Genomic DNA, 20970 nt, shown 5'->3' with positions numbered 1-20970 from the left:
GGATGAGGCGTTCTCCTATACCATCCCTAGTAAAGTCCAGGCTTACCTGGCAGCAGGGAGGCCGATTATCGCGGCGTTGGACGGGGAGGGCGCGCGCGTCATTCAAGAGGCGGGAGCCGGTCTGACCACTGCGGCGCAAGATGCCGAAGGTATGGCCAAATGCATTGAACAACTTTTCCGCATGACCTCGGATGAGCGAGAATCGTTGGGGCAGTCAGGTCGGGCGTACTACCTGGAGCATTTCGAAATGGAGCGGCAAAGCCAGCGTCTGGTCGAAATCCTCAGTAGCAGGATCAATGAATTGAAAGGTAGCTCAAAATGAAAGTTCTTGTGTTAGGGGTCACCGGAATGCTGGGTAGCACGGTGTTCAGGCAATTCCATGGAAACCCGCACTTCGAGGTGTGGGGCACTTTGCGCAATCCGGGTGGCGCAAAATACTTTTCTGAGGACATGCACAGTTCGTTGATCAGTAATGTCGATGTGCTTGACCAGGACTCGCTGGTTTCGGTGCTGGCACGGGTCAAACCGGATGTCGTCATCAACTGCATCGGGCTCATCAAACAATTGGCTGACGCCAAGGACCCCCTTTCCGCGCTTCCTATCAATGCCATGTTGCCGCATCGCATTGCCAGGTTGTGCGCGTTGTCCGGTTCTCGCCTGATTCATATCAGCACCGATTGCGTGTTTTCAGGCCGTAAAGGCATGTACACCGAGGAGGATATGTCCGATGCAGAGGATCTCTACGGTAAGTCCAAATACATCGGTGAGCTTCACTCGGAGCTGAATGCCGTCACGCTACGAACCTCGATCATTGGTCACGAACTGGGGAGCCAGTATTCGCTGGTGGACTGGTTCCTGTCCCAGAACGGGACGGTCAAGGGTTATGAGAAAGCCATTTTTTCGGGGCTTCCTACCGTAGAGCTGGCGCGTGTCATTCGCGACTACGTGATCCCGAATCCACAACTCCACGGCCTGTATCATGTTTCGGTGGCGCCGATTGACAAGCTGTCTCTTCTGAAGCTGGTAGCGGAAGTTTACGAAAAGAAAATCGATATCATCGCGGATAGCCAATTATCTATAGATCGCTCACTGAACTCCTCGAAGTTTCAGGCAGCAACCGGTTACGTTCCACCGTCGTGGTTGGAATTGGTTAAATCGATGCGCGCGTTGCGTTGATCAATAAATTCAATCAGGTTTGGGAAGGTCGTTATGTTCGATAATAAGGTTTTGATGATCACGGGCGGCACGGGCTCGTTTGGCCATACGGTGTTGAAGCGTTTTCTGGATACCGATGTAAAAGAAATTCGCGTATTCAGCCGCGACGAGAAAAAGCAGGAAGATATGCGCATTGCTTTGTCGAATGACAAAGTGAAGTTCTACATCGGTGACGTACGTGATCGCGATAGCCTCGATCAGGCCATGGTGGGGGTGGATTACATTTTCCACGCCGCAGCCTTGAAGCAAGTGCCTTCCTGCGAGTTTTACCCGATGGAAGCCGTGCGTACCAACGTCATGGGTACCGAAAACGTATTGAATGCGGCCATTGCTTCGGGTGTGAAACGCGTTGTTGTACTCAGTACCGACAAGGCTGTCTACCCGATCAATGCCATGGGTATTTCCAAAGCCATGGCTGAAAAGCTGATGGTTGCCAAATCGCGGATGATTCCGGCGACAGGCCCGGTGATCTGCGCAACCCGCTACGGTAACGTCATGGCATCGCGCGGTTCGGTGATCCCGTTGTTCATCAATCAGCTGCAGAGTGGCGAGCCGCTGACCGTCACTGACCCGAACATGACACGCTTCCTGATGTCGCTCGAGGATTCTGTCGACCTGGTTCTGCACGCGTTCGAACATGCCGAGCAAGGTGATATTTTCGTCCAGAAAGCTCCTGCCTCGACAGTGGCGGACCTGGCGCAAGCGCTCAAGGAACTGTTTGCTCGTGACAATGCCGTCAAGGTCATTGGTACCCGCCACGGCGAAAAACTCTACGAGTCGCTGATCTCCCGTGAAGAAATGGCCAAAGCCGAAGACATGGGGCGCTACTACCGTATTCCGTCGGACAATCGCGACCTCAACTACAAGAAGTTTTTTGTTGAGGGCGAACAAGAGATATCCGATCTCGACGACTACACCTCCCACAATACAGAGCGTCTCGATGTAGAAGGCGTGAAGAAAGTTCTGTTGAATCTGGAATACATTCAGGAGCAACTTGATGCTTAAGGTCATGACGCTGGTTGGTACGCGACCAGAACTTATCAAGATGAGCCGCGTCATTGCCGAGCTTGATAAGCAGGTTAATCATGTGTTGGTTCACTCGGGTCAGAACTACGACTTCGAATTGAATCAGGTTTTTTTCGATGACCTCGAGATTCGTAAACCTGATTACTTCCTGGGTGCAGCCGGCGATACCGCAGCCAAGACCATCGCCGAAGTGATTTCAAAGGCGGATGAAGTATTTGAGGCGGAAAAGCCAGATGCGCTTCTGCTCTACGGCGATACCAATACCTGTCTGGCCGTCATTGCCGCCAAGCGCCGCAAGATTCCGGTGTTCCACATGGAAGCCGGTAACCGCTGTTTTGATCAGCGTGTCCCTGAAGAGCTGAATCGCAAGGTGCTCGATCACCTCAGCGATATCAATATGGTCCTGACCGAGCATGCCCGGCGTTACCTGATCGCTGAAGGGATTCGCCCTGAAACCATCATCAAGACCGGATCGCACATGGAGGAGGTGCTCGACTACTACATGCCGAAAATCCTCACCTCCGACGTGCTGGCGCGAGAAGGCCTGGAGCAGGACAAGTTCTTCATCATCAGCGCTCACCGTGAGGAAAACGTCGATACGCCGGAGAACCTTCGCGACTTGCTCAAAACGCTGCGAGCCTTGGCCGACAAGTATCAGTACCCAATTATCGTTTCCACGCATCCTCGTACCCGCAAGCGTCTGGAAGCGATAGGTGAATCGCTGGATCACCCTCTGATCCGTTTCTCGAAGCCATTCGGTCTGCTCGACTACATCAAGTTGCAGATGTCGGCGTTTTGCGTGCTGTCCGATAGCGGCACCATCACTGAGGAAGCCTCTCTTCTGAATCTGCCTGCCATTACTATTCGTAATGCTCATGAGCGTCCAGAAGGGATGGATGAAGGCACTCTCATCATGAGTGGCCTGAAAGTGGAAGGCGTTCTGGATGCCGTACGTGTGGTAACCAGCCAACATGATCGTACCCAGCGTGTTATCCCGGTCGTGAGGGATTACCAGGCAGGTCCTGTGTCGAAGCAGGTAGTTCGGGTCGTGTTGAGCTACACCGACTACATCAATCGTACTGTCTGGTCGAAATCCTGAGCGTCGTCGAGGTTTGAAAAATGCGTGTTTTATTGACAGGTGCTACGGGTTTCGTTGGTCGCGCGGTATTGGGTCGTTTGGCGGCCTCTGACGATCTGGAACCGGTGGCAGCCATTCGTGGGCACGCCTTGCCTGACTGTCCGTCGCGCGTTACTACCATTCGAACCGCCGGGCTCAGTGCTGACACCGACTGGTCGCAGGCGCTGGATCAAGTGGAGGTTGTCATTCATGGCGCGGCTCGCGTTCACGTCATGAATGACACCGAATCCGATCCGCTGGAGGCGTTTCGCAAGGTTAATGTCGAAGGCACGCTAAGCCTCGCCCGGCAAGCAGCCTCGTTGGGTGTTCGTCGCTTTGTGTTCATCAGTTCGATCAAGGTGAATGGCGAAGGTACGCCACTCAATCAGCCTTACTTCGCCGACGCGACTCCCGCGCCTGGCGATCCGTATGGCATTTCGAAAATGGAGGCCGAGCAAGGGCTGCGCGAAATTGCGAGCGTCTCCGGAATGGAAGTGGTGATCATCCGTCCGGTGCTGGTTTACGGTCCGGGTGTGAGAGCCAACTTTTTGAACATGATGCGTTGGCTGGACAAGGGGATACCCTTGCCATTCGGGGCTATCCATAATCGGCGCAGCCTGGTCGCGCTCGACAATCTTTCTGATTTGATCGTGACCTGCATCCGTCATCCGGCCGCCGCCAATCAGACCTTCCTCGTCAGCGATGGGGAGGACTTGTCCACGACTCAATTGTTGACGCGGATGGCGCAGGCGTTGGGTAAACCTGCACGCTTGTTGCCTGTGCCAAGCGTGTTGCTTGAACGGGGCGCACAGCTTCTGGGCAAGCAGGCTTTGTCGCAACGACTGTGCGGTTCGTTGCAAGTCGATATAAGCAAAACTCGAGAATTGCTGGGCTGGATTCCTCCGGTCAGCGTCGATGAGGCGCTTGTGTCGGCTGCCAACTACTACAAGGAAAGGCAGCGCTAAGCTGGCTTATGACAGTGCCGGTTCAATTGCAGAATTGATTTTGGCTGTTTCAGGAAGTTGACCTTTGAACACAATTTGGTTGTTGGCTTTGGTGGTAGGTGTTTCATTCTTGGGCACAGGTGCATTGCGCAAATACGCGTTGGCACGCAGCTTGATAGATATTCCCAATGCGCGTAGTTCACACTCGGTCCCGACCCCTCGGGGTGGTGGTGTGGCTATCGTCCTGAGTTTTCTGATTTCGTTGCCTGTCCTGGCCTGGACAGATGCCGTCGCCTGGCCGATGGCGCTGGCTCTGCTTGGGGCAGGCAGCTGGATCGCGATTATTGGATTTCTCGACGACCATGGGCATATTGCCGCGCGTTGGCGCCTGCTTGCGCATTTCGGTGGTGCCATCTGGGCATTGTTCTGGATTGGGGGGATGGCGCCGATCAATCTGTTCGGTCTCCAGTTCAGTCTCGGCTGGTTCGGTTACGTCATCGGAGCGTTCTATCTGGTCTGGATGCTGAACCTCTACAACTTCATGGATGGTATTGATGGCCTGGCCAGCGTCGAGGCTATTTGCGCCTGTGTCGGTGCTTGCCTGGTTTACTCGATTGCAGGCCACACCAGCCTCGCTATTGCCCCGCTTGTGCTGGTGATGGCCGTATCGGGTTTCCTTGTGTGGAATTTCCCGCCAGCGAAGATTTTCATGGGCGATGCCGGCAGTGGCTTTCTGGGTATCGTGTTGGCGGTGATGTCGCTTTATGCGGCATGGACGAACCCACTGTTTCTTTGGGCCTGGCTCATTTTGTTGGGCGTATTTATTGTTGATGCCACCTTTACCCTCATTCGTAGGCTGTTGCGAGGGGATAAGGTTTATGAGGCCCATCGCAGCCATGGATACCAGTATGCTTCACGAAAACATGGCAGCCATCGGGCGGTCACCCTGGCAATAGCTGCGATCAATTTGTTGTGGTTAGTACCAGTGGCTATATTGGTCGTCATGCAATATATCGATGGGGTGGCAGGATTGGTCCTGGCCTATGTGCCTCTGGTGTTGCTGGCTTTCAAGTTTCACGCGGGCGAGTTGGAAATCGCTGGCAAGGCGTGATAGGCGCATTGGTTTTTGAGTATTGCTTTATCGGTAAGAGAGCTACCGAAAGCTGAAGTTGCTGCATCAATGCTAGAAGCTTCTAGAGGTGTTTAGAGGGGTTATGGATAAAATTCGGACAAAGTTGGTAAGTCTGCCAAGACGACATAAACGCATTCTGCAGGTTCTGACTGATATTTCGTTGGTCTGTTTTGCCCTGTGGATGGCGTTTGTTGTGCGACTTGGGCTGGACGAGTTAGTCAACCCGTTCACTCAGCACGTCTGGCTTTTTGTCAGTGCACCTGTCATCGCCATTCCTCTTTTCATTCGCTTTGGCATGTACCGTGCGGTCATGCGTTATTTTGGAAATGACGCACTCATCGCCATCATCAAGGCGGTGACGCTATCGTCCTTGATACTTGGCGTTGTGGTGTACTGGTACAGCAATCATCAAAACGTCGTTCCTCGTTCGATCATTTTCAACTATTGGTGGTTGAGCCTGATCATGATCGGTGGGCTGCGCCTGGCCATGCGTCAGTACTTTTTGGGCGACTGGTTCAGCGCTGCTCAGCACGTCCCGTTCACCAGCCGGGATGACGGTCTGCCTAAAGTGGCTATCTACGGCGCGGGGGCGGCGGGTAATCAACTCGTTGCTGCCTTGCGGATGGGGCGCGCCATGCGGCCTGTTGCTTTTATCGATGACGATAGCGGAATTGCCGATAGGGTGATTTCCGGATTACAGGTATACAAGCCCAAGCACATCCAGCAGATGATCGACAACACGGGGGCTCAGGAAATTCTCCTCGCTATTCCGTCGTCCAATCGTGGACGCCGTCGCGAGATTCTCGGATTTCTCGAAGGCTTTCCGTTGCACGTACGAAGTGTCCCGGGTTTCATGGATCTGGCCAGTGGCCGCGTCAAGGTTGACGATATCCAGGAAGTAGACATTGCCGACCTGCTTGGGCGTGACGCAGTCCCGGCCCAGGCTGATTTGCTCAAACATTGCATCACGGGGCAGTCCGTGTTGGTCACGGGTGCCGGGGGCTCCATTGGCTCCGAGCTTTGCCGGCAAATACTGGCGCTGCGCCCGAAAACGCTTCTACTGTTTGAACACAGTGAGTTCAATCTTTACTCCATCTTGTCCGAACTGGAGCAGCGGGTCGCTCGAGAGTCGCTGCCCATCCGTCTTTTGCCGATTCTTGGGTCGGTTCGTAACCCGAACAAGTTGTTGGATGTCATGAAAACCTGGCGAGTAGATACGGTGTATCACGCCGCAGCCTACAAGCATGTGCCCATGGTCGAACACAACATTGCCGAAGGTGTGCTCAATAATGTGATAGGCACGCTTAATACGGCCCAGGCCGCACTTCAAGCAGGAGTGGACAACTTCGTCTTGATTTCGACGGACAAGGCCGTGCGACCTACCAATGTCATGGGTAGTACCAAGCGCCTTGCCGAGTTGACGTTGCAAGCGCTGAGTCGTGAGTTGGCTCCGGTGTTGTTCGGTGATACGAGCAATGTTTCGCGTGTGAACAAAACGCGCTTCACGATGGTGCGGTTTGGTAACGTCCTGGGATCGTCGGGTTCGGTCATTCCGTTGTTTCACAAACAGATCAAGTCGGGCGGCCCACTGACCGTCACGCATCCGAAGATCACCCGATACTTCATGACCATCCCTGAAGCGGCGCAGTTGGTGATTCAGGCGGGCTCCATGGGGCAGGGCGGTGATGTTTTTGTCCTGGACATGGGCGAGCCCGTGAGGATCGTCGAGCTGGCCGAGAAAATGATCCATTTGTCCGGCCTGAGCGTTCGTTCGGAAAAAAACCCGCATGGTGACATCGCTATCGAGTTCACCGGGCTGCGTCCGGGTGAGAAGCTTTACGAGGAGCTGCTGATTGGTGACAACGTAGCGGCCACTCAGCACCCGATGATCATGACGGCCAATGAGGATCATCTGTCTTGGGACGTGCTGAGGGTCAAGCTGACCGAATTGCTCGCTGCGGTGGATCAGGACGACTATGCGCGCGTCCGCCAGCTGTTGCGCGACACTGTCAGCGGCTATACCCCGGACGGTGAGATTGTCGACTGGATCTACCAGCAGCGCCGCCTGGAGCCCTGATTGTTTCATATCCAGTAACGTACACAATTTTGACAGTCCCATGGCATAGCCTACGTTTGGAGAGCAGCTTCGCAAAAGCTGCTTTCTCAAACGATGGCATGGAGCTTCACTAATGCGTACAAGCAGTTTCTACTCTCTGATTTTCGCCCTTCTCACCAGTGTCTCTCTTACGGCAATCGCCGCGCCTGGTAACGCACCCGAGGTGATGAATGCGCCTCTGGTGCAGAATGTGGCCGCCAAGGCGCAATCTGGCAAAGTCGATCTCAATAGTGCTGATGCACCTACGCTGCAACGTGAGTTGGCAGGAGTGGGCGAGGAAAAAGCCAAGGCTATTGTTGCTTATCGTGAAAGTAATGGTGCGTTTGCGTCAGTTGATGAATTGCTGGAAGTGAAGGGTATTGGCAAAGCGATTCTGGATAGAAATCGCGACAAGATCGAGGTGAACTAAGGGTGTGATTGAACGACAAAGGCCGATCATTGATCGGCCTTTGTCTGTAGCGAGACTTATGCCCGGTGGACCAGTCGTCTGTGACTCTTGGAGTTGTCGTTGCTGTCGGCCACCCGAATTCAGCCAAAGTACAGGTCGGCTCGCAATACCGTTCATTCCATTGCAGGGGCCCGGCGCGGTTTTACGTTCATTCAGGGTCTACTCTCATTCTGGCTGGGCCAGAGACGAGAGCCGAGCGTTCTTCGGGAAGAAAAAATTACGACTATCATATTGAGATTGAATTATGCCTATAATAAAAATAGCTTGCGCCGAAGTGCTTTGGCGTCAGGCATCCCTCGGCATCCTTCAGGAGCACAGTCATGAATTCGGTTCAGCCCCAAGGTACGGCCCTCGTCACCGGTGCTTCTTCTGGTATCGGGGCGGTTTACGCTGAGCGGTTGGCAGCCCGTGGTTTTGATTTGTTGCTGGTGGCTCGCGACGAGCAGCGCCTGGAGGCGGCGGCGAGCAAGCTGCGCTCGGAGCATGGGATCAAGGTCGAAGTGCGGAAGGCGGATCTGACCCAAAAAGAAGACGTGTTGCAACTCGAACAGCGGTTACGCAGCGATTCGAGCATCAGCCTGTTGCTCAATAACGCCGGCGTGGCGGCGGACGGGCTATTGGCCAATGCCGATACCGATCAACTGGAGCGATTGATTCAGTTGAATATCACCGCTGTCACGCGGTTGGCCGCGGCGGCTGCAGCCAGTTTTACCAAGGCCGGGCGCGGTACGATCATCAATATTGCATCGGTGGTGGCATTGTTTCCCGAGCGTTTCAACGCGACGTACAGCGCCAGCAAGGCCTATGTATTGAGCTTGACTCAATCATTGAACACCGAGCTGAATGGCACCGGGGTGAAGATCCAGGCGGTGCTGCCGGGTGTGACCCGCACCGAGATCTGGGAGCGCTCTGGTATCGATGCGTCACAGATTCCTGCGGACATGGTGATGGAGGCAGGTGAGATGGTCGATGCTGCGTTGTCGGGTCTGGATCAGGGTGAATTGATCACTATTCCTTCGTTGCCAGATGCGGCGGATTGGGATGCGTTTGTGGCGGCGCGTCATGTGATGGCGCCTAACCTTTCCAAAAGCAAGGCCGCTGCCCGTTATCGGTAAGCGCCATCCATCGGCTAGAGGTGTGTTTGGTATGAGTGATCGTCGTGTGGTTGTAACAGGTATGGGTCTGGTGTCACCGCTGGGGTGCGGTGTCGAAGCGGTCTGGGAGCGGCTGCTGGCCGGGCGTTCCGGGCTGCGCAATCTTGCGCAAGAGGTGGTTGCCGATCTGCCTGCCAAGGTTGGGGGGACGGTGCAGACGCTGGCTGACGATCCTGAAGCAGGGTTCGACCCGGATCGTGCAACACCACCTAAAGAACAGAAGAAAATGGATCGCTTCATCCTGTTCGCCATGGAAGCCGCACGTCAGGCACTGGAGCAAGCCGGCTGGCAAGCACAGGACGTCATTGCCCAGGAGCGCACAGCCACCATCATCGGTTCAGGCGTAGGTGGTTTTGGTGCGATTGCCGACGCGGTACGCACCACCGATAGCCGTGGTCCGAGACGTTTGTCTCCATTCACTATCCCTTCATTTCTGGTCAACCTCGCGGCAGGTCACGTGTCGATCCAGCATGGCTTCAAAGGACCGTTAGGTGCGCCGGTCACGGCATGTGCCGCCGGGGTTCAGGCGATTGGTGATGCGGCGCGGTTGATTCGCGCGGGTGAGGCGGATATCGCAGTGTGCGGTGGTACGGAAGCGGCGATCGATCGGGTCAGTCTTGCCGGGTTTGCGGCTGCTCGTGCCTTGTCCAGTGCTTACAACGAAACGCCTGAGCGCGCTTCGCGACCTTTCGACAGTGGTCGCGATGGCTTTGTCATGGGAGAAGGGGCCGGGCTGCTGGTCATCGAATCTCTGGAACATGCGCTGGCCCGGGGCGCCAGGCCCCTGGCGGAACTGGTCGGTTACGGCACCAGCGCCGATGCCTTTCACCTGACCGCCGGCCCCGAGGACGGCAGTGGTGCGCGGCGAGCGATGTCGTTGGCATTGGCACAGGCCGGTGTTTCACCGGCTCAGGTTCAGCATCTGAATGCTCATGCAACCTCGACTCCGGTAGGTGATCTGGGTGAGCTGGCGGCGATCAAGGCGTTGTTCGGTGCGCAAAACGGCATCGCCGTGACATCGACCAAGTCGGCGACCGGGCATTTGCTCGGTGCAGCGGGTGGGCTCGAAGCGATCTTTACGCTGCTGGCGATTCGTGACCAGATCGTGCCGGCGACTCTCAATTTCGAGAACCCGGACCCTGCCACTGAAGGTGTCGACATCGTTCATGGCGATGCGCGGCCGATGGCCATCGAATACGCGCTGTCCAACGGTTTCGGATTTGGCGGGGTCAATGCCAGTGTGCTGTTCAAGCGTTGGCAGGATTAATCCTGTGAATGTTTGAGGTGATCGCGTGCGGCGTCGAGTATCCGTTGGGCAAACTCGGCGTCGGCGACGCTGCGGGATAACAGCAAGGCGCCGACCAGCGTCGACATGATGACGATGCTGCGTTCGGCGGTGCGCTCTCCGTCAAGGGTGTGCTGGATCTGATCGAGTCGCGCCTGGAGCACGACGTCGCTGGTTGGACTCGGTTGACCACGCAGCCCCAGTTCCGAAGAAATGGTCAGCAGCGGGCAGCCCTCGTGAGGCGAGGTTTGATGCCATTCGGACAGGTAGGTGTCGATGAAAGCTTCGAGTGGGTGTTCCTCGGCGAAGATTTGCGCGCACAACTCGTCGACTTGTACGCCAGCCTCTTGCAAGGCTTTTTCCACCAGTTCGTCTTTGGACTTGAAATGCGAGTAAAAGCCACCGTGGGTCAAGCCCAGTGCTTTCATCAGGGGTTGCAGCCCGGTCGCGCCGATACCATCGCGTCGAAATCGCGCTGAAGCTTCCTTGATTATGCGTTGGTGGGTCTGGGCTTTATGGTCCTGCGAGTAACGCATCTGATATCTCCGCATCAATGCGGCCCATATTAACCAATGAAAATTGCATGGTGACTGTACTTCTACTTCTAAAAAGCATGCACATGCTTCGATATGGCTACAAAGCAGCATGATTTAAGGAGACTCCATACAAAAACAAACCCCGCCGTTACAGGCGGGGTTTTCAGTCAGCGGTCCTGCGCTTCCTTGGCGTCCATTTCCGCATTGCGTTCGGCGACGCGCTTACGTTGCTCTTCGGTCAGTTCGACCTTGTTGGCGGTGTCGCGCAGCAGCATCAGACCACCAACGATCGAGCCGATGGCAACGACCAGAATCAGCCAGGCATACCAGGGCATAGGACTCTCCTTGAAAAGCAGGCGGGTCGACGAGGGTTCGCCAACCGATCGTACATATCACTTTGAGTGATGGGGTTTCATCGCAGTTCCATCGCTATCCCCCTCCATTCTATGCCTGTTGTTCAAGGTTCACTCGAACGCTTTCAATGTCCGCTCAACATCGCATCCGCTGGTGCGTCGGCGCGCAATTGCGCGGTGAGCATGAAGTACACGAAACCTGCCACCATGAAGCCCAGAAAGATCAGACCGATCAACGTGTTGAACCAGGCCATCGCCACCAGACACACCACCGCCAGCATCAATGCAATGAATGGCACCAGCGGGTAGCACGGGGCGCGGAAGGTGCGCTCCAGGTTCGGCTCGGTTTTACGCAGTTTGAACAGGCTGAGCATGCTCATGATGTACATCACGATGGCGCCGAACACGGCCATGGTGATCATCGCGGCGGTCAGCGTCATGCCGCCGAGGTTGATCAAGCCATCGCTGTAGATGGCGGCAATGCCGATGACACCGCCGGCGATGATCGCCCGGTGCGGTGTTTGAAAGCGCGACAATCTGGCCAGGGATGCCGGTAGGTAACCGGCCCGGGCGAGGGCGAAGAACTGCCGTGAGTAGCCAAGGATGATCCCGTGGAAGCTCGCCACCAGGCCGAACAGGCCGATCCACACCAGCATGTGCAGCCAGCCCGAGCTTTCGCCGACCACGGTTTTCATTGCCTGCGGCAGCGGGTCGTTGATGTTTGACAGAGTGCGCCAGTCGCCGACGCCACCGGCGAAGAACATCACCCCCATCGCCAGCAGCACCAGGGTCAAGATACCGCTGATGTAAGCCTTGGGAATCGTGCGCTTCGGGTCCTTGGCTTCTTCAGCGGCCATGGCTGCGCCTTCGATGGCGAGAAAGAACCAGATGGCAAAGGGAATCGCCGCGAACATCCCGGCAATCGCCGGAGCACCGAACACGTCGGAACCGGCCCAGCCATTGAGGGCGAAGTTGCTGAAGCTGAATGCCGGGGCGACCACGCCCATGAACACCAGCAATTCGGCGACCGCCAACACGCAGACCACCAACTCGAAGGTCGCTGCCAGTTTCACCCCGAGGATGTTGAGGCCCATGAACACGATGTAGGCACCGACTGCCGCGTGTTTCGGGTCAAGGGCTGGAAACTGGACATTTAGGTAGGCGCCGATGGCCAGGGCAATCGCTGGCGGGGCGAAGACGAATTCGATCAGTGTCGCCAGCCCGGCGATCAACCCGCCTTTTTCGCCAAAGGCGCGACGGCTGTAGGCAAAGGGACCGCCGGCGTGAGGAATGGCGGTGGTCAGTTCGGTGAAACTGAAGATGAAGCAGGTGTACATGGTGGCGACCATGAACGAGGTCACCAGAAAGCCTAAGGTCCCGGCCACGCCCCAGCCATAGCTCCAGCCGAAATACTCTCCGGAAATCACCAGCCCGACCGCAATGCCCCACAGATGCAATGTGCCCAGCGTGGGTTTGAGTTGTGTGTTCATGTGTTTGCTCCCTGAGTGGTTTGGAAAGCCCAGGGGACGCCAGTGCAGTGGGCGTGCCATTTCGCGGTGGTGCGTCGTAATGGGATGAAAGGTGTCGTATCGAGGATGTTCGCTACTGGATGTGCGAATTTTTTGCGTCAGTCAGGGGCGCCGCTGGTTTGAATGCCGCTTTCGCGAGCAAGCCTGCATGCCCGCTACCCGACACCGCTGCAACGCGCAAACTTCGTATATCGATGCAGGTGCGGGCAGCGGCTGATGCTTAGGCTTGCTGAGTGAGGCACTCGCGCAACGCCGTTTGCCAGTCAGGTTGACTGACACCCCAATCGCGCTGCAAGCGACTGCAATCCAGGCGCGAGTTGAGCGGCCGGGCGGCGGGTGTCGGGTAGTCGCTGGACGGAATCGGAAACAGGTTGGCGCAGGGCTTGCCCTGTTGTCGCAATGCTTCGCCGATAGCCTGGGCGAAGCCAAACCAGGAGGTTTCACCTTGAGCGGTCAGGTGATAGGTGCCCCAGTTGGCAACTTCGTTCGCCTGCCAGCGTTCAATCAACGCAAGGGTGCTGTTGGCGATTGTACCGGCCCAGGTAGGTGCTCCGATTTGATCGGCGACTACACGTAACTCCGGTTTTTCTTGCAGCAAACGTTGCATTGTCAGCAGAAAGTTACGGCCATGAGTTGAATAGACCCAACTGGTACGCAGGATCAAGTGTTTACCTTGCACGTCCCTGATGGCCTGTTCACCGGCTAGCTTGCTCTTGCCGTACACCCCGAGCGGATTGGGCGTGTCGTCCTCGTTGTAAGGCCCGACTTTCGTCCCGTCGAATACATAGTCCGTGGAGTAATGTATCAACGGGATGTCGAGAGCCAGCGCTTCTTCGGCAAGGATACCGGGAGCTACGGCGTTAATGGCAAACGCTGATTGCGGTTCACTTTCTGCCAGATCAACCGCTGTATGGGCTGCGGCGTTGATGATCAGATCGGGCCGGACGCTTTGCACCTGACGGCGAATCTGATCGGGTTGCGCGAGATCGAGCTGATCGCGACCCAATACGATCAGCTCTCCAACAGCACCCAGCCGCCGTTGCAGCTCGTGTGAGACCTGACCATGCTGGCCATTGATGAGAACTTTCATAGGAACAGTCGATTCTCGTCGTGGGGCAAATCGGGCTCACACAAACGCATTACTCTTCCCCTGCCAATTTGGCCAGATACTGGCCATAGCCCGTCTTGCCGAAGTATCGGGCGCGTTCCAGCAGCTGTTCGCGATCGATCCAGCCATTTTCATAGGCTATCTCTTCCAGGCACGCCACTTTCAGGCCTTGGCGGTGTTCGATGGTTTGCACGTACTGAGAGGCTTCGAGCAAGCTATCGTGGGTGCCGGTGTCGAGCCATGCGAAACCTCGACCAAAACGCTCGACCTGCAGATCGCCACGTTGCAGATAGGCATTGTTGACGTCGGTGATTTCCAGCTCGCCGCGAGGCGAAGGTTTCACCGCCCTGGCGATCTCGATCACATCGTTGTCGTAGAAATACAGGCCGGTTACGGCATAACTGGATTTTGGATTTTTCGGTTTTTCTTCGATCGAAAGCGCACGGCCATCGCTGTCGAAATCGATGACACCGAAGCGCTCGGGGTCTTTGACCCAGTAACCGAACACGGTGGCGCCGGAGGAGCGTTTTGTCGCGTTCTGCAATTGTTCGCCAAAGTGCTGACCATGGAAGATGTTGTCGCCCAGGATCAGGCACACAGGGTCATCGCCAATGAACTCTTCGCCAATCAGAAAAGCCTGGGCCAGACCGTCCGGTGATGGCTGCTCGGCAAAGCTGAAGTTCACCCCGAACTGGCTGCCGTCACCCAGCAGATTGCGATACTGAGGCAGATCCTGCGGGGTGGAGATCAGCAGGATATCCTTGATGCCGGCCAGCATCAGCACCGAGATCGGATAGTAGATCATTGGCTTGTCGTAAACCGGCAACAGCTGTTTCGACACACCGAGCGTAATTGGATGCAGGCGTGTGCCCGAGCCACCCGCCAAAACGATACCTTTCATCATGCGAGCAACTCCTTGGAATTGATGGCACCGAGGCGTTCGCCCTGATAGCTGCCATCTTGAACACGACGGCACCATTGCATGTTGTCCAGGTACCATTGAACGGTTTTGCGCAAGCCGGTTTCGAACGTCTCTTCGGGCACCCAGCCCAGTTCTCGTTCAATCTTGCTGGCGTCGATTGCGTAACGTAAGTCATGACCAGGGCGATCCTGGACGAACGTGATCAGGTCGGCGTAGTGCGCAACGCCTTCAGGCTTGTGCGGTGCCAGTTCTTCAAGCAGGGCACAGATGCCACGTACCACGTCGATGTTCTTTTGTTCGTTGTGCCCGCCGATGTTGTAGGTTTCGCCGACGGTGCCAGTGGTCGCCACTTTGAGCAGTGCCCGGGCGTGGTCTTCGACGAACAGCCAGTCGCGCACTTGCAGGCCATTGCCATACACGGGCAGAGGCTTGCCGGCCAAGGCATTGAGGATGACCAGCGGAATCAGTTTCTCGGGAAAGTGGAACGGCCCGTAATTGTTCGAGCAATTGGTCAGCAGCACCGGCAAGCCATAGGTTCGCTGCCAGGCGCGGACCAGGTGGTCGGACGCTGCCTTGCTGGCGGAGTAGGGCGAGCTTGGTGCGTAGGGCGTCATTTCCGTAAACAGATCATCGACACCGTGCAGGTCGCCGTAAACCTCGTCGGTGGAAATGTGATGAAAGCGGAATGCGCTTTTCTCAGGCTCCGGGAGGGCTTGCCAATAGGCACGGGTGGCGTCGAGCAGGCTGTAGGTGCCGACGATGTTGGTCTGGATGAATTCCGATGGCCCGTCGATGGAACGATCGACGTGGGACTCCGCTGCCAGGTGCATGATCGCGTGAGGCTGGAAACGCGCCAGCACTGCACTGACGGTCGCCTGATCAACAATATCGGCCTGAACGAACTCATAGCGAGTGTCGTTGGCAATACTGGTCAGCGACTCGAGATTGCCGGCATAAGTCAGTTTGTCCAGGTTGAGCACTTCATGCTCAGTGTGTTGAATCAGCTCGCGAACAAGGGCCGAGCCTATGAAACCGGCCCCGCCGGTAATAAGGATACGCATGTTGGGTCAGCCTTTTTCAATAATGCGAATGGCGGTAGCTTGCAGGCGCGAGCGGGGAGGTGCAAGAGTTCCTGACCCCATTCGGTTGCGTCACGTCAATCGGGCTGGATTATCCATGACTTGCAGCCGTCACTCACTACTCTCGCGCACAATTTAGAGCACTAATTACAACACGCCCGGTTTTTTCTGTACTGGAGCGCCTTTCCGCACCCTGTAACCCCTGCGTAAACCCACTCTTTACGCTTTCTTTATGCTCCGCCCGCACCCTCGGTCTCGTTCCTTTACAGCCGCCTTTCCGACAATGACTCCACACACGGCAATACGCCGTAACACGGAGAACTTCCATGAGCGTTCTGGACGGAGTGTCACTGCTGCTGGCAGTGGGGCTGTTCATTTATCTGTTGGTTGCGCTGCTGCGCGCGGACCGGAACTAGGAGCGGCTATGCACAGTTATGACTATTGGCTGATCCTCGGTTTTTTCGCCCTGGTATTGGTCCCGGCGCCGTTTCTCGGGCGCTTCTACTACAAGGTGATGGAAGGGCAGCGCACCTGGCTGACGCCGGTCCTCGGGCCGGTCGAACGTGGCTGTTACCGGCTGGCCGGGGTTGACCCGCAAGCTGAACAGAGCTGGCAGAAATACGCCCTGGCCTTGCTTGCCTTTAACCTCGCGGGTTTCCTGCTGCTGTTCTCGATCCTGCTGTTCCAGGACCACCTGCCGCTGAACCCGCAGAACCTGCCGGGTCAGGAGTGGACGCTGGCGTTCAACACCGCCGTCAGCTTCATGACCAACACCAACTGGCAGGCCTACAGCGGCGAAGCGTCCTTGAGCTATCTGAGCCAGATGGTCGGCCTCACCGTGCAGAACTTCGTCAGCGCCGCCACCGGCCTGGCCGTACTGGTTGCGCTGTGCCGCGGCATCGGTCGCAAATCCACTGCATCGCTTGGCAACTTCTGGGTCGATATGACTCGCGCCACCCTCTATGGCCTGCTGCCGCTGTGTCTGCTGCTGGCGCTGTATCTGGTCTGGCAGGGCGTGCCGCAAACCTTCGCCCAGTATTTGAATGCGGTGACGGTGCAAGGCGTTGACCAGGTCATTCCCCTTGGCCCGGCGGCCAGTCAGATTGCGATCAAGCAATTGGGCACCAACGGTGGCGGTTTCTTCGGCGTGAACTCGGCGCATCCGTTCGAGAACCCGACGGCGTGGAGCAACCTGTTTGAAATGACCTCGATCATTCTGATCCCCGTCGCGCTGGTCTTCACCTTCGGTCATTACGTGAAGGACCTGCGCCAGAGCCGCGCGATCATCGCCTGCATGCTGGCGCTGTTCCTGATCGGCGGTGCGACCTCGCTGTGGGCTGAATACCAACCGAACCCGGCCCTGAACAACGTCGCTGTCGAACAGACCGCGCCGCTTGAAGGCAAGGAGGCGCGCTTCGGCACTACCGCCACGGTGTTGTGGTCGGTGACCACCACGGCCGCGTCCAACGGTTCGGTCAACGGTATGCACGACAGTCTTAACCCGCTGAGCGGCATGGTGGCGCTGGTCAACATGATGGTCGGCGAAGTGATCTTCGGTGGCGTTGGCGCCGGGCTCTACGGCATGTTGCTCAATGTGTTGATCGCGGTGTTCCTCGCCGGCCTGATGATCGGTCGTACTCCGGAATACCTCGGCAAGAAACTGCAGGCCAAAGAAGTGCAATTGCTGGTGGTGACCCTGATGGTCATGCCGATTGGCGTACTGGTGCTCGGCGCGATCGCCGCCAGCCTGCCAGGCCCGGTGGCCGCCGTGAGCAACCCCGGCGCTCATGGTTTCAGTCAGTTGCTCTACGCCTACACCTCGGCCAGTGCCAACAACGGTTCGGCGTTTGGTGGTTTCGGCGCCAATACCCCATTCCACAACCTGATGCTGGGCCTTGGCATGTTGATCGGTCGCTTCGGCTACATCCTCCCGGTTCTGGCGTTGGCCGGCAGCCTGGCGATGAAGAAAACCGCCCCGATCGGACAAAACAGCTTCCCGACCCACGGCCCACTGTTCGTGACCCTGCTGACCGTGACCATTTTGCTGGTGGGTGGTTTGACCTTCCTGCCGACCCTGGCATTGGGACCAATCGCTGAACATCTGAGCATGGGATTCTAAGGAAACCATCATGAATATGCCTGCAATCAAGCCTGCCGCCGTCAAGGCAGCGGAGCAACCGAAAACCGCAATCTCGGCCCTCTGGCGCCCGGCGCTGGTGCAAGCCTTTGTCAAGCTCGACCCACGGCAACTACAGCGTGCGCCGGTGATGCTGGTGGTCGAACTGACGGCGATCCTGACCACCGTGTTGTGCTTCATTCCCGACACAGCCGTGCCGACTTTCGTCGCCGCGCAAATCGCTGTGTGGCTGTGGTTCACCGTACTGTTCGCCAACTTCGCCGAAGCCCTGGCCGAAGGTCGCGGCAAGGCCCGCGCTGACAGCCTCAAAGCCGGCAGTGAAGGCTTGAGCGCCCGCCGCAAGACCGGCAACGGCACGTTCCAAGTGGTGCCGGCCACCAGCCTGCGCAGAGGTGATGTGGTGCGCGTCGAAGCGGGGGAGATGATTCCCGGTGACGGCGAGGTGATCGAAGGCATCGCGGCGGTCAACGAAGCGGCGATTACCGGTGAATCGGCGCCCGTGATTCGCGAGTCCGGTGGCGACCGTTCGGCCGTTACCGGCAACACCCGACTGGTGTCCGACTGGTTGCTGGTGAAAATCACTGCCAACCCCGGCGAGTCGACCCTCGACCGCATGATCGCGTTGGTGGAAGGCGCCAAACGCCAGAAAACCCCGAACGAAGTGGCGCTGGATATCCTGCTGATCGGCCTGACCCTGATCTTCCTGCTGGTCGTGGTGACCCTGCAACCGTTCGCCCACTTCGCCAACGGCAACTTGCCGCTGGTGTTCCTGGTGGCGCTGTTGGTCACGTTGATTCCGACCACCATCGGCGGTTTGCTCTCGGCTATCGGTATCGCCGGGATGGATCGTCTGGTGCGCCTGAACGTGATCGCCAAGTCCGGTCGTGCGGTGGAAGCGGCGGGGGACGTGCACGTCCTGCTGCTGGACAAGACCGGCACCATCACCTTCGGTAACCGTCGTTGCACTGCGGTCTATGCTGCACCAGGCGTCACTGCCAAAGAACTGGCTGAAGGTGCGTTGTTTGCCTCGCTGGCCGATGACACTGCTGAAGGCAAGTCCATTGTCGAGTACTTGCGTGGCCTTCACCCTCAGCCGGAGCCCACCGCCGAGCTGCTGAGCGCCGTGCCGTTCAGTGCCGAAACCCGCTTGTCCGGTGTCGACTATCAAGGGCGCGTGTACCGCAAAGGCGCAGTGGATTCGTTGCTGGCCTTTGTCGGCCTCAAGCGGGCTGATCTGGCTGCACCGTTGTCCCGTGAAGTCGACAAGATCGCCCAAAGCGGCGGCACCCCGCTGCTGGTGTGTGCCGACGGCAAGTTGCTCGGCGCGATCCACCTCAAGGACGTGGTCAAACCCGGCATCCGCGAGCGTTTTGCCGAGCTGCGCAAGCTGGGGATCCGCACCGTCATGGTCACCGGCGACAACCCGTTGACCGCCGCTGCCATCGCCGCTGAAGCGGGTGTGGACGATGTTTTGGCCGAAGCCACGCCGGAGAAAAAACTGGCGCGCATTCGTCACGAGCAAAACGACGGTCGCCTGGTTGCGATGTGCGGCGACGGCGCCAACGACGCCCCGGCCCTGGCCCAGGCGGACGTCGGCATGGCGATGAACGATGGCACGCAAGCGGCACGCGAAGCGGCCAACATGGTCGACCTCGACAGCGATCCCACCAAGCTGCTGGACGTGGTGCAGATCGGCAAGGAATTGCTGGTTACCCGCGGTGCGCTGACGACCTTCTCCATCGCCAACGACGTGGCCAAGTACTTCGCGATTCTGCCGGCGCTGTTTGCCGCGATCTACCCGCAACTGGGCGTGCTCAACGTGATGCACCTGAGCAGTCCGCAGAGCGCGATTCTCTCGGCGATTGTGTTCAATGCCCTGATCATCGTGGTGCTGATTCCTCTGGCACTGCGCGGTGTGCGGGTTCAAGCGGCGAGTGCGGCGGCGTTGCTGCGGCGCAATCTGCTGATCTACGGCCTGGGCGGGATCCTGGTGCCGTTCGTGGGCATCAAGGCGATCGACATGCTGTTGACGGCGTTGCATCTGGTTTGACTGCGTGGTGTGCCAGATAAACCGCCATCGTCGGAACGCCGCCCGGAGCAAGCTCGCTCCCACAAAAGCGCCCCATACCCTGTGGGAGCGAGCTTGCTCGCGATGGATGCGCCACGGTGCACCTGACTTGTGAATTCGAGGATTTTGAAATGTCCACATTGATACGCCCGGCCCTGAGCCTGCTGGTCCTGATGACGCTGATCACCGGCGTGGCTTATCCACTGGTAGTCACTGGGGTGGCCCAGGTTGCATTCCCGGATCAGGCCAATGGCAGCCTGCTGCGTGATGCCGAGGGCAAGGTCCGCGGCTCCTCGCTGATCGCCCAGGATTTCGTCGACGATGCCTGGTTCCACCCGCGTCCTTCGGCCGGTGCCTTTGCCACCGTGTCGAGCAGTGCCAGCAACCTGTCGCCGAGCAACCCGGCGCTGGCAACGCGGGTCATCGACGATGCCAACAAACTGCTGGTGCCAGGCCAGGGGCCGGTGCCATTGGCGCTGGTCACTACGTCCGGCAGCGGTCTCGATCCGCACTTGCCACCGGCGGCGATTGCCTATCAACTGGTGCGTGTCGCGACGGCGCGCAACCTGCCGGTGGCGACCCTGCAGCAACTGCTGGACGCCCACATCGAACAGCCACTGGTAGGCCCGCCGGTGGTGAATGTGCTTGAGTTGAATCTGGCACTGGAAAAACTTTAGATCCGTGGCGCGGCCTATCGCGAGCAGGCTCGCTCCTACAGATGTGCGCATTCCAAATGTAGGAGCGAGCCTGCTCGCGATGACGGCCTGAAAAGCATCACATCAACATCAGAAAAACGAGAAC

At 57.5% G+C, this 20970-nt stretch carries 19 protein-coding genes and 1 pseudogene; 14 read left to right on the top strand and 6 right to left on the bottom strand.

Annotated elements, in window-relative coordinates:
• The 10 genes and pseudogenes from AC1DRN_RS24230 to fabF all read left to right on the top strand — a co-directional run.
• Positions 1–322 (top strand): annotated as a pseudogene (locus AC1DRN_RS24230) (glycosyltransferase family 4 protein); the annotation flags it as partial.
• Positions 319–1176, top strand: coding sequence for a dTDP-4-dehydrorhamnose reductase family protein (locus tag AC1DRN_RS24225; protein WP_223462480.1), 858 nt, complete (start codon positions 319–321; stop codon positions 1174–1176). The pseudogene AC1DRN_RS24230 and the gene AC1DRN_RS24225, both read left to right, overlap by 4 nt.
• A gap of 33 nt (positions 1177–1209) precedes the next feature.
• Positions 1210–2220: a polysaccharide biosynthesis protein gene (locus AC1DRN_RS24220; protein WP_223462481.1), complete on the top strand. Its 1011-nt coding sequence runs from the start codon at positions 1210–1212 to the stop codon at positions 2218–2220.
• The gene (gene wecB / locus AC1DRN_RS24215) at positions 2213–3340 is read left to right on the top strand and encodes a non-hydrolyzing UDP-N-acetylglucosamine 2-epimerase (protein WP_056727148.1); all 1128 of its coding nucleotides are present in this window, start codon (positions 2213–2215) and stop codon (positions 3338–3340) included. Before AC1DRN_RS24220 ends, wecB begins: the two co-directional genes overlap by 8 nt.
• A gap of 20 nt (positions 3341–3360) precedes the next feature.
• On the top strand, positions 3361–4323 hold the full coding sequence (locus tag AC1DRN_RS24210; RefSeq protein WP_223462482.1) for a UDP-glucose 4-epimerase family protein: 963 nt from the start codon (positions 3361–3363) through the stop codon (positions 4321–4323).
• 64 nt (positions 4324–4387) lie between these two features.
• On the top strand, positions 4388–5413 hold the full coding sequence (locus AC1DRN_RS24205) for an MraY family glycosyltransferase (RefSeq protein ID WP_223462483.1): 1026 nt from the start codon (positions 4388–4390) through the stop codon (positions 5411–5413).
• 103 nt (positions 5414–5516) lie between these two features.
• A complete protein-coding gene (locus tag AC1DRN_RS24200; protein WP_223462484.1) occupies positions 5517–7511 on the top strand; it encodes a polysaccharide biosynthesis protein in 1995 nt (664 codons plus the stop codon).
• A gap of 112 nt (positions 7512–7623) precedes the next feature.
• The gene (locus AC1DRN_RS24195) at positions 7624–7959 is read left to right on the top strand and encodes a ComEA family DNA-binding protein (protein WP_223462485.1); all 336 of its coding nucleotides are present in this window, start codon (positions 7624–7626) and stop codon (positions 7957–7959) included.
• Between the two features lie 359 nt (positions 7960–8318).
• Entirely contained in the window at positions 8319–9113 is a 795-nt protein-coding gene (locus AC1DRN_RS24190; protein ID WP_223462486.1) for an SDR family NAD(P)-dependent oxidoreductase, read from the top strand.
• A gap of 31 nt (positions 9114–9144) precedes the next feature.
• The gene (gene fabF, locus AC1DRN_RS24185) at positions 9145–10419 is read left to right on the top strand and encodes a beta-ketoacyl-ACP synthase II (RefSeq protein WP_223462487.1); all 1275 of its coding nucleotides are present in this window, start codon (positions 9145–9147) and stop codon (positions 10417–10419) included.
• Here the strand turns inward: fabF and AC1DRN_RS24180 are convergent.
• From AC1DRN_RS24180 to rfbB, 6 genes are all read right to left on the bottom strand, one after another.
• Positions 10416–10973: a TetR/AcrR family transcriptional regulator gene (locus AC1DRN_RS24180; RefSeq protein ID WP_223462488.1), complete on the bottom strand. Its 558-nt coding sequence runs from the start codon at positions 10971–10973 to the stop codon at positions 10416–10418. The two genes, fabF and AC1DRN_RS24180, sit on opposite strands and share 4 nt — an antisense overlap.
• A 167-nt stretch (positions 10974–11140) precedes the next feature.
• A complete protein-coding gene (locus AC1DRN_RS24175; RefSeq protein ID WP_007985427.1) occupies positions 11141–11308 on the bottom strand; it encodes a DUF2897 family protein in 168 nt (55 codons plus the stop codon).
• Positions 11309–11451: 143 nt separating this feature from the next.
• Positions 11452–12816, bottom strand: a complete 1365-nt coding sequence (gene eat / locus AC1DRN_RS24170) for an ethanolamine permease (protein WP_223462489.1) — start codon at positions 12814–12816, stop codon at positions 11452–11454.
• A 259-nt stretch (positions 12817–13075) separates the two neighbouring features.
• Positions 13076–13945 carry a dTDP-4-dehydrorhamnose reductase gene (rfbD, locus tag AC1DRN_RS24165; RefSeq protein ID WP_223462490.1) on the bottom strand — a complete coding sequence of 290 codons (870 nt, stop codon included), beginning with the start codon at positions 13943–13945 and terminating at the stop codon, positions 13076–13078.
• A gap of 49 nt (positions 13946–13994) precedes the next feature.
• Positions 13995–14867 carry a glucose-1-phosphate thymidylyltransferase RfbA gene (gene rfbA, locus AC1DRN_RS24160; protein WP_223462491.1) on the bottom strand — a complete coding sequence of 291 codons (873 nt, stop codon included), beginning with the start codon at positions 14865–14867 and terminating at the stop codon, positions 13995–13997.
• Positions 14864–15946: a dTDP-glucose 4,6-dehydratase gene (gene rfbB, locus AC1DRN_RS24155; protein WP_223462492.1), complete on the bottom strand. Its 1083-nt coding sequence runs from the start codon at positions 15944–15946 to the stop codon at positions 14864–14866. The genes rfbA and rfbB overlap by 4 nt, the downstream gene beginning before the upstream one ends.
• 344 nt (positions 15947–16290) lie before the next feature.
• Here rfbB and kdpF point away from each other — a divergent pair, with 344 nt between their 5' ends.
• From kdpF to kdpC, 4 genes are all read left to right on the top strand, one after another.
• Complete coding sequence (kdpF, locus tag AC1DRN_RS24150) at positions 16291–16380, top strand: K(+)-transporting ATPase subunit F (RefSeq protein WP_007899818.1); 90 nt, start codon at positions 16291–16293, stop codon at positions 16378–16380.
• A gap of 8 nt (positions 16381–16388) precedes the next feature.
• Positions 16389–18083, top strand: a complete 1695-nt coding sequence (kdpA, locus tag AC1DRN_RS24145; RefSeq protein ID WP_223462493.1) for a potassium-transporting ATPase subunit KdpA — start codon at positions 16389–16391, stop codon at positions 18081–18083.
• A gap of 10 nt (positions 18084–18093) precedes the next feature.
• Entirely contained in the window at positions 18094–20151 is a 2058-nt protein-coding gene (kdpB, locus tag AC1DRN_RS24140; protein WP_457266299.1) for a potassium-transporting ATPase subunit KdpB, read from the top strand.
• A gap of 149 nt (positions 20152–20300) precedes the next feature.
• Entirely contained in the window at positions 20301–20846 is a 546-nt protein-coding gene (gene kdpC, locus AC1DRN_RS24135; RefSeq protein WP_457266298.1) for a potassium-transporting ATPase subunit KdpC, read from the top strand.
• Positions 20847–20970: the final 124 nt, after the last annotated feature.

It is taken from the genome of Pseudomonas sp. P5_B3 (genome assembly GCF_056400405.1).
The sequence above is the reverse complement of the archived record's forward strand: the minus strand, read 5'-3'. Positions and strand labels throughout refer to the sequence as shown.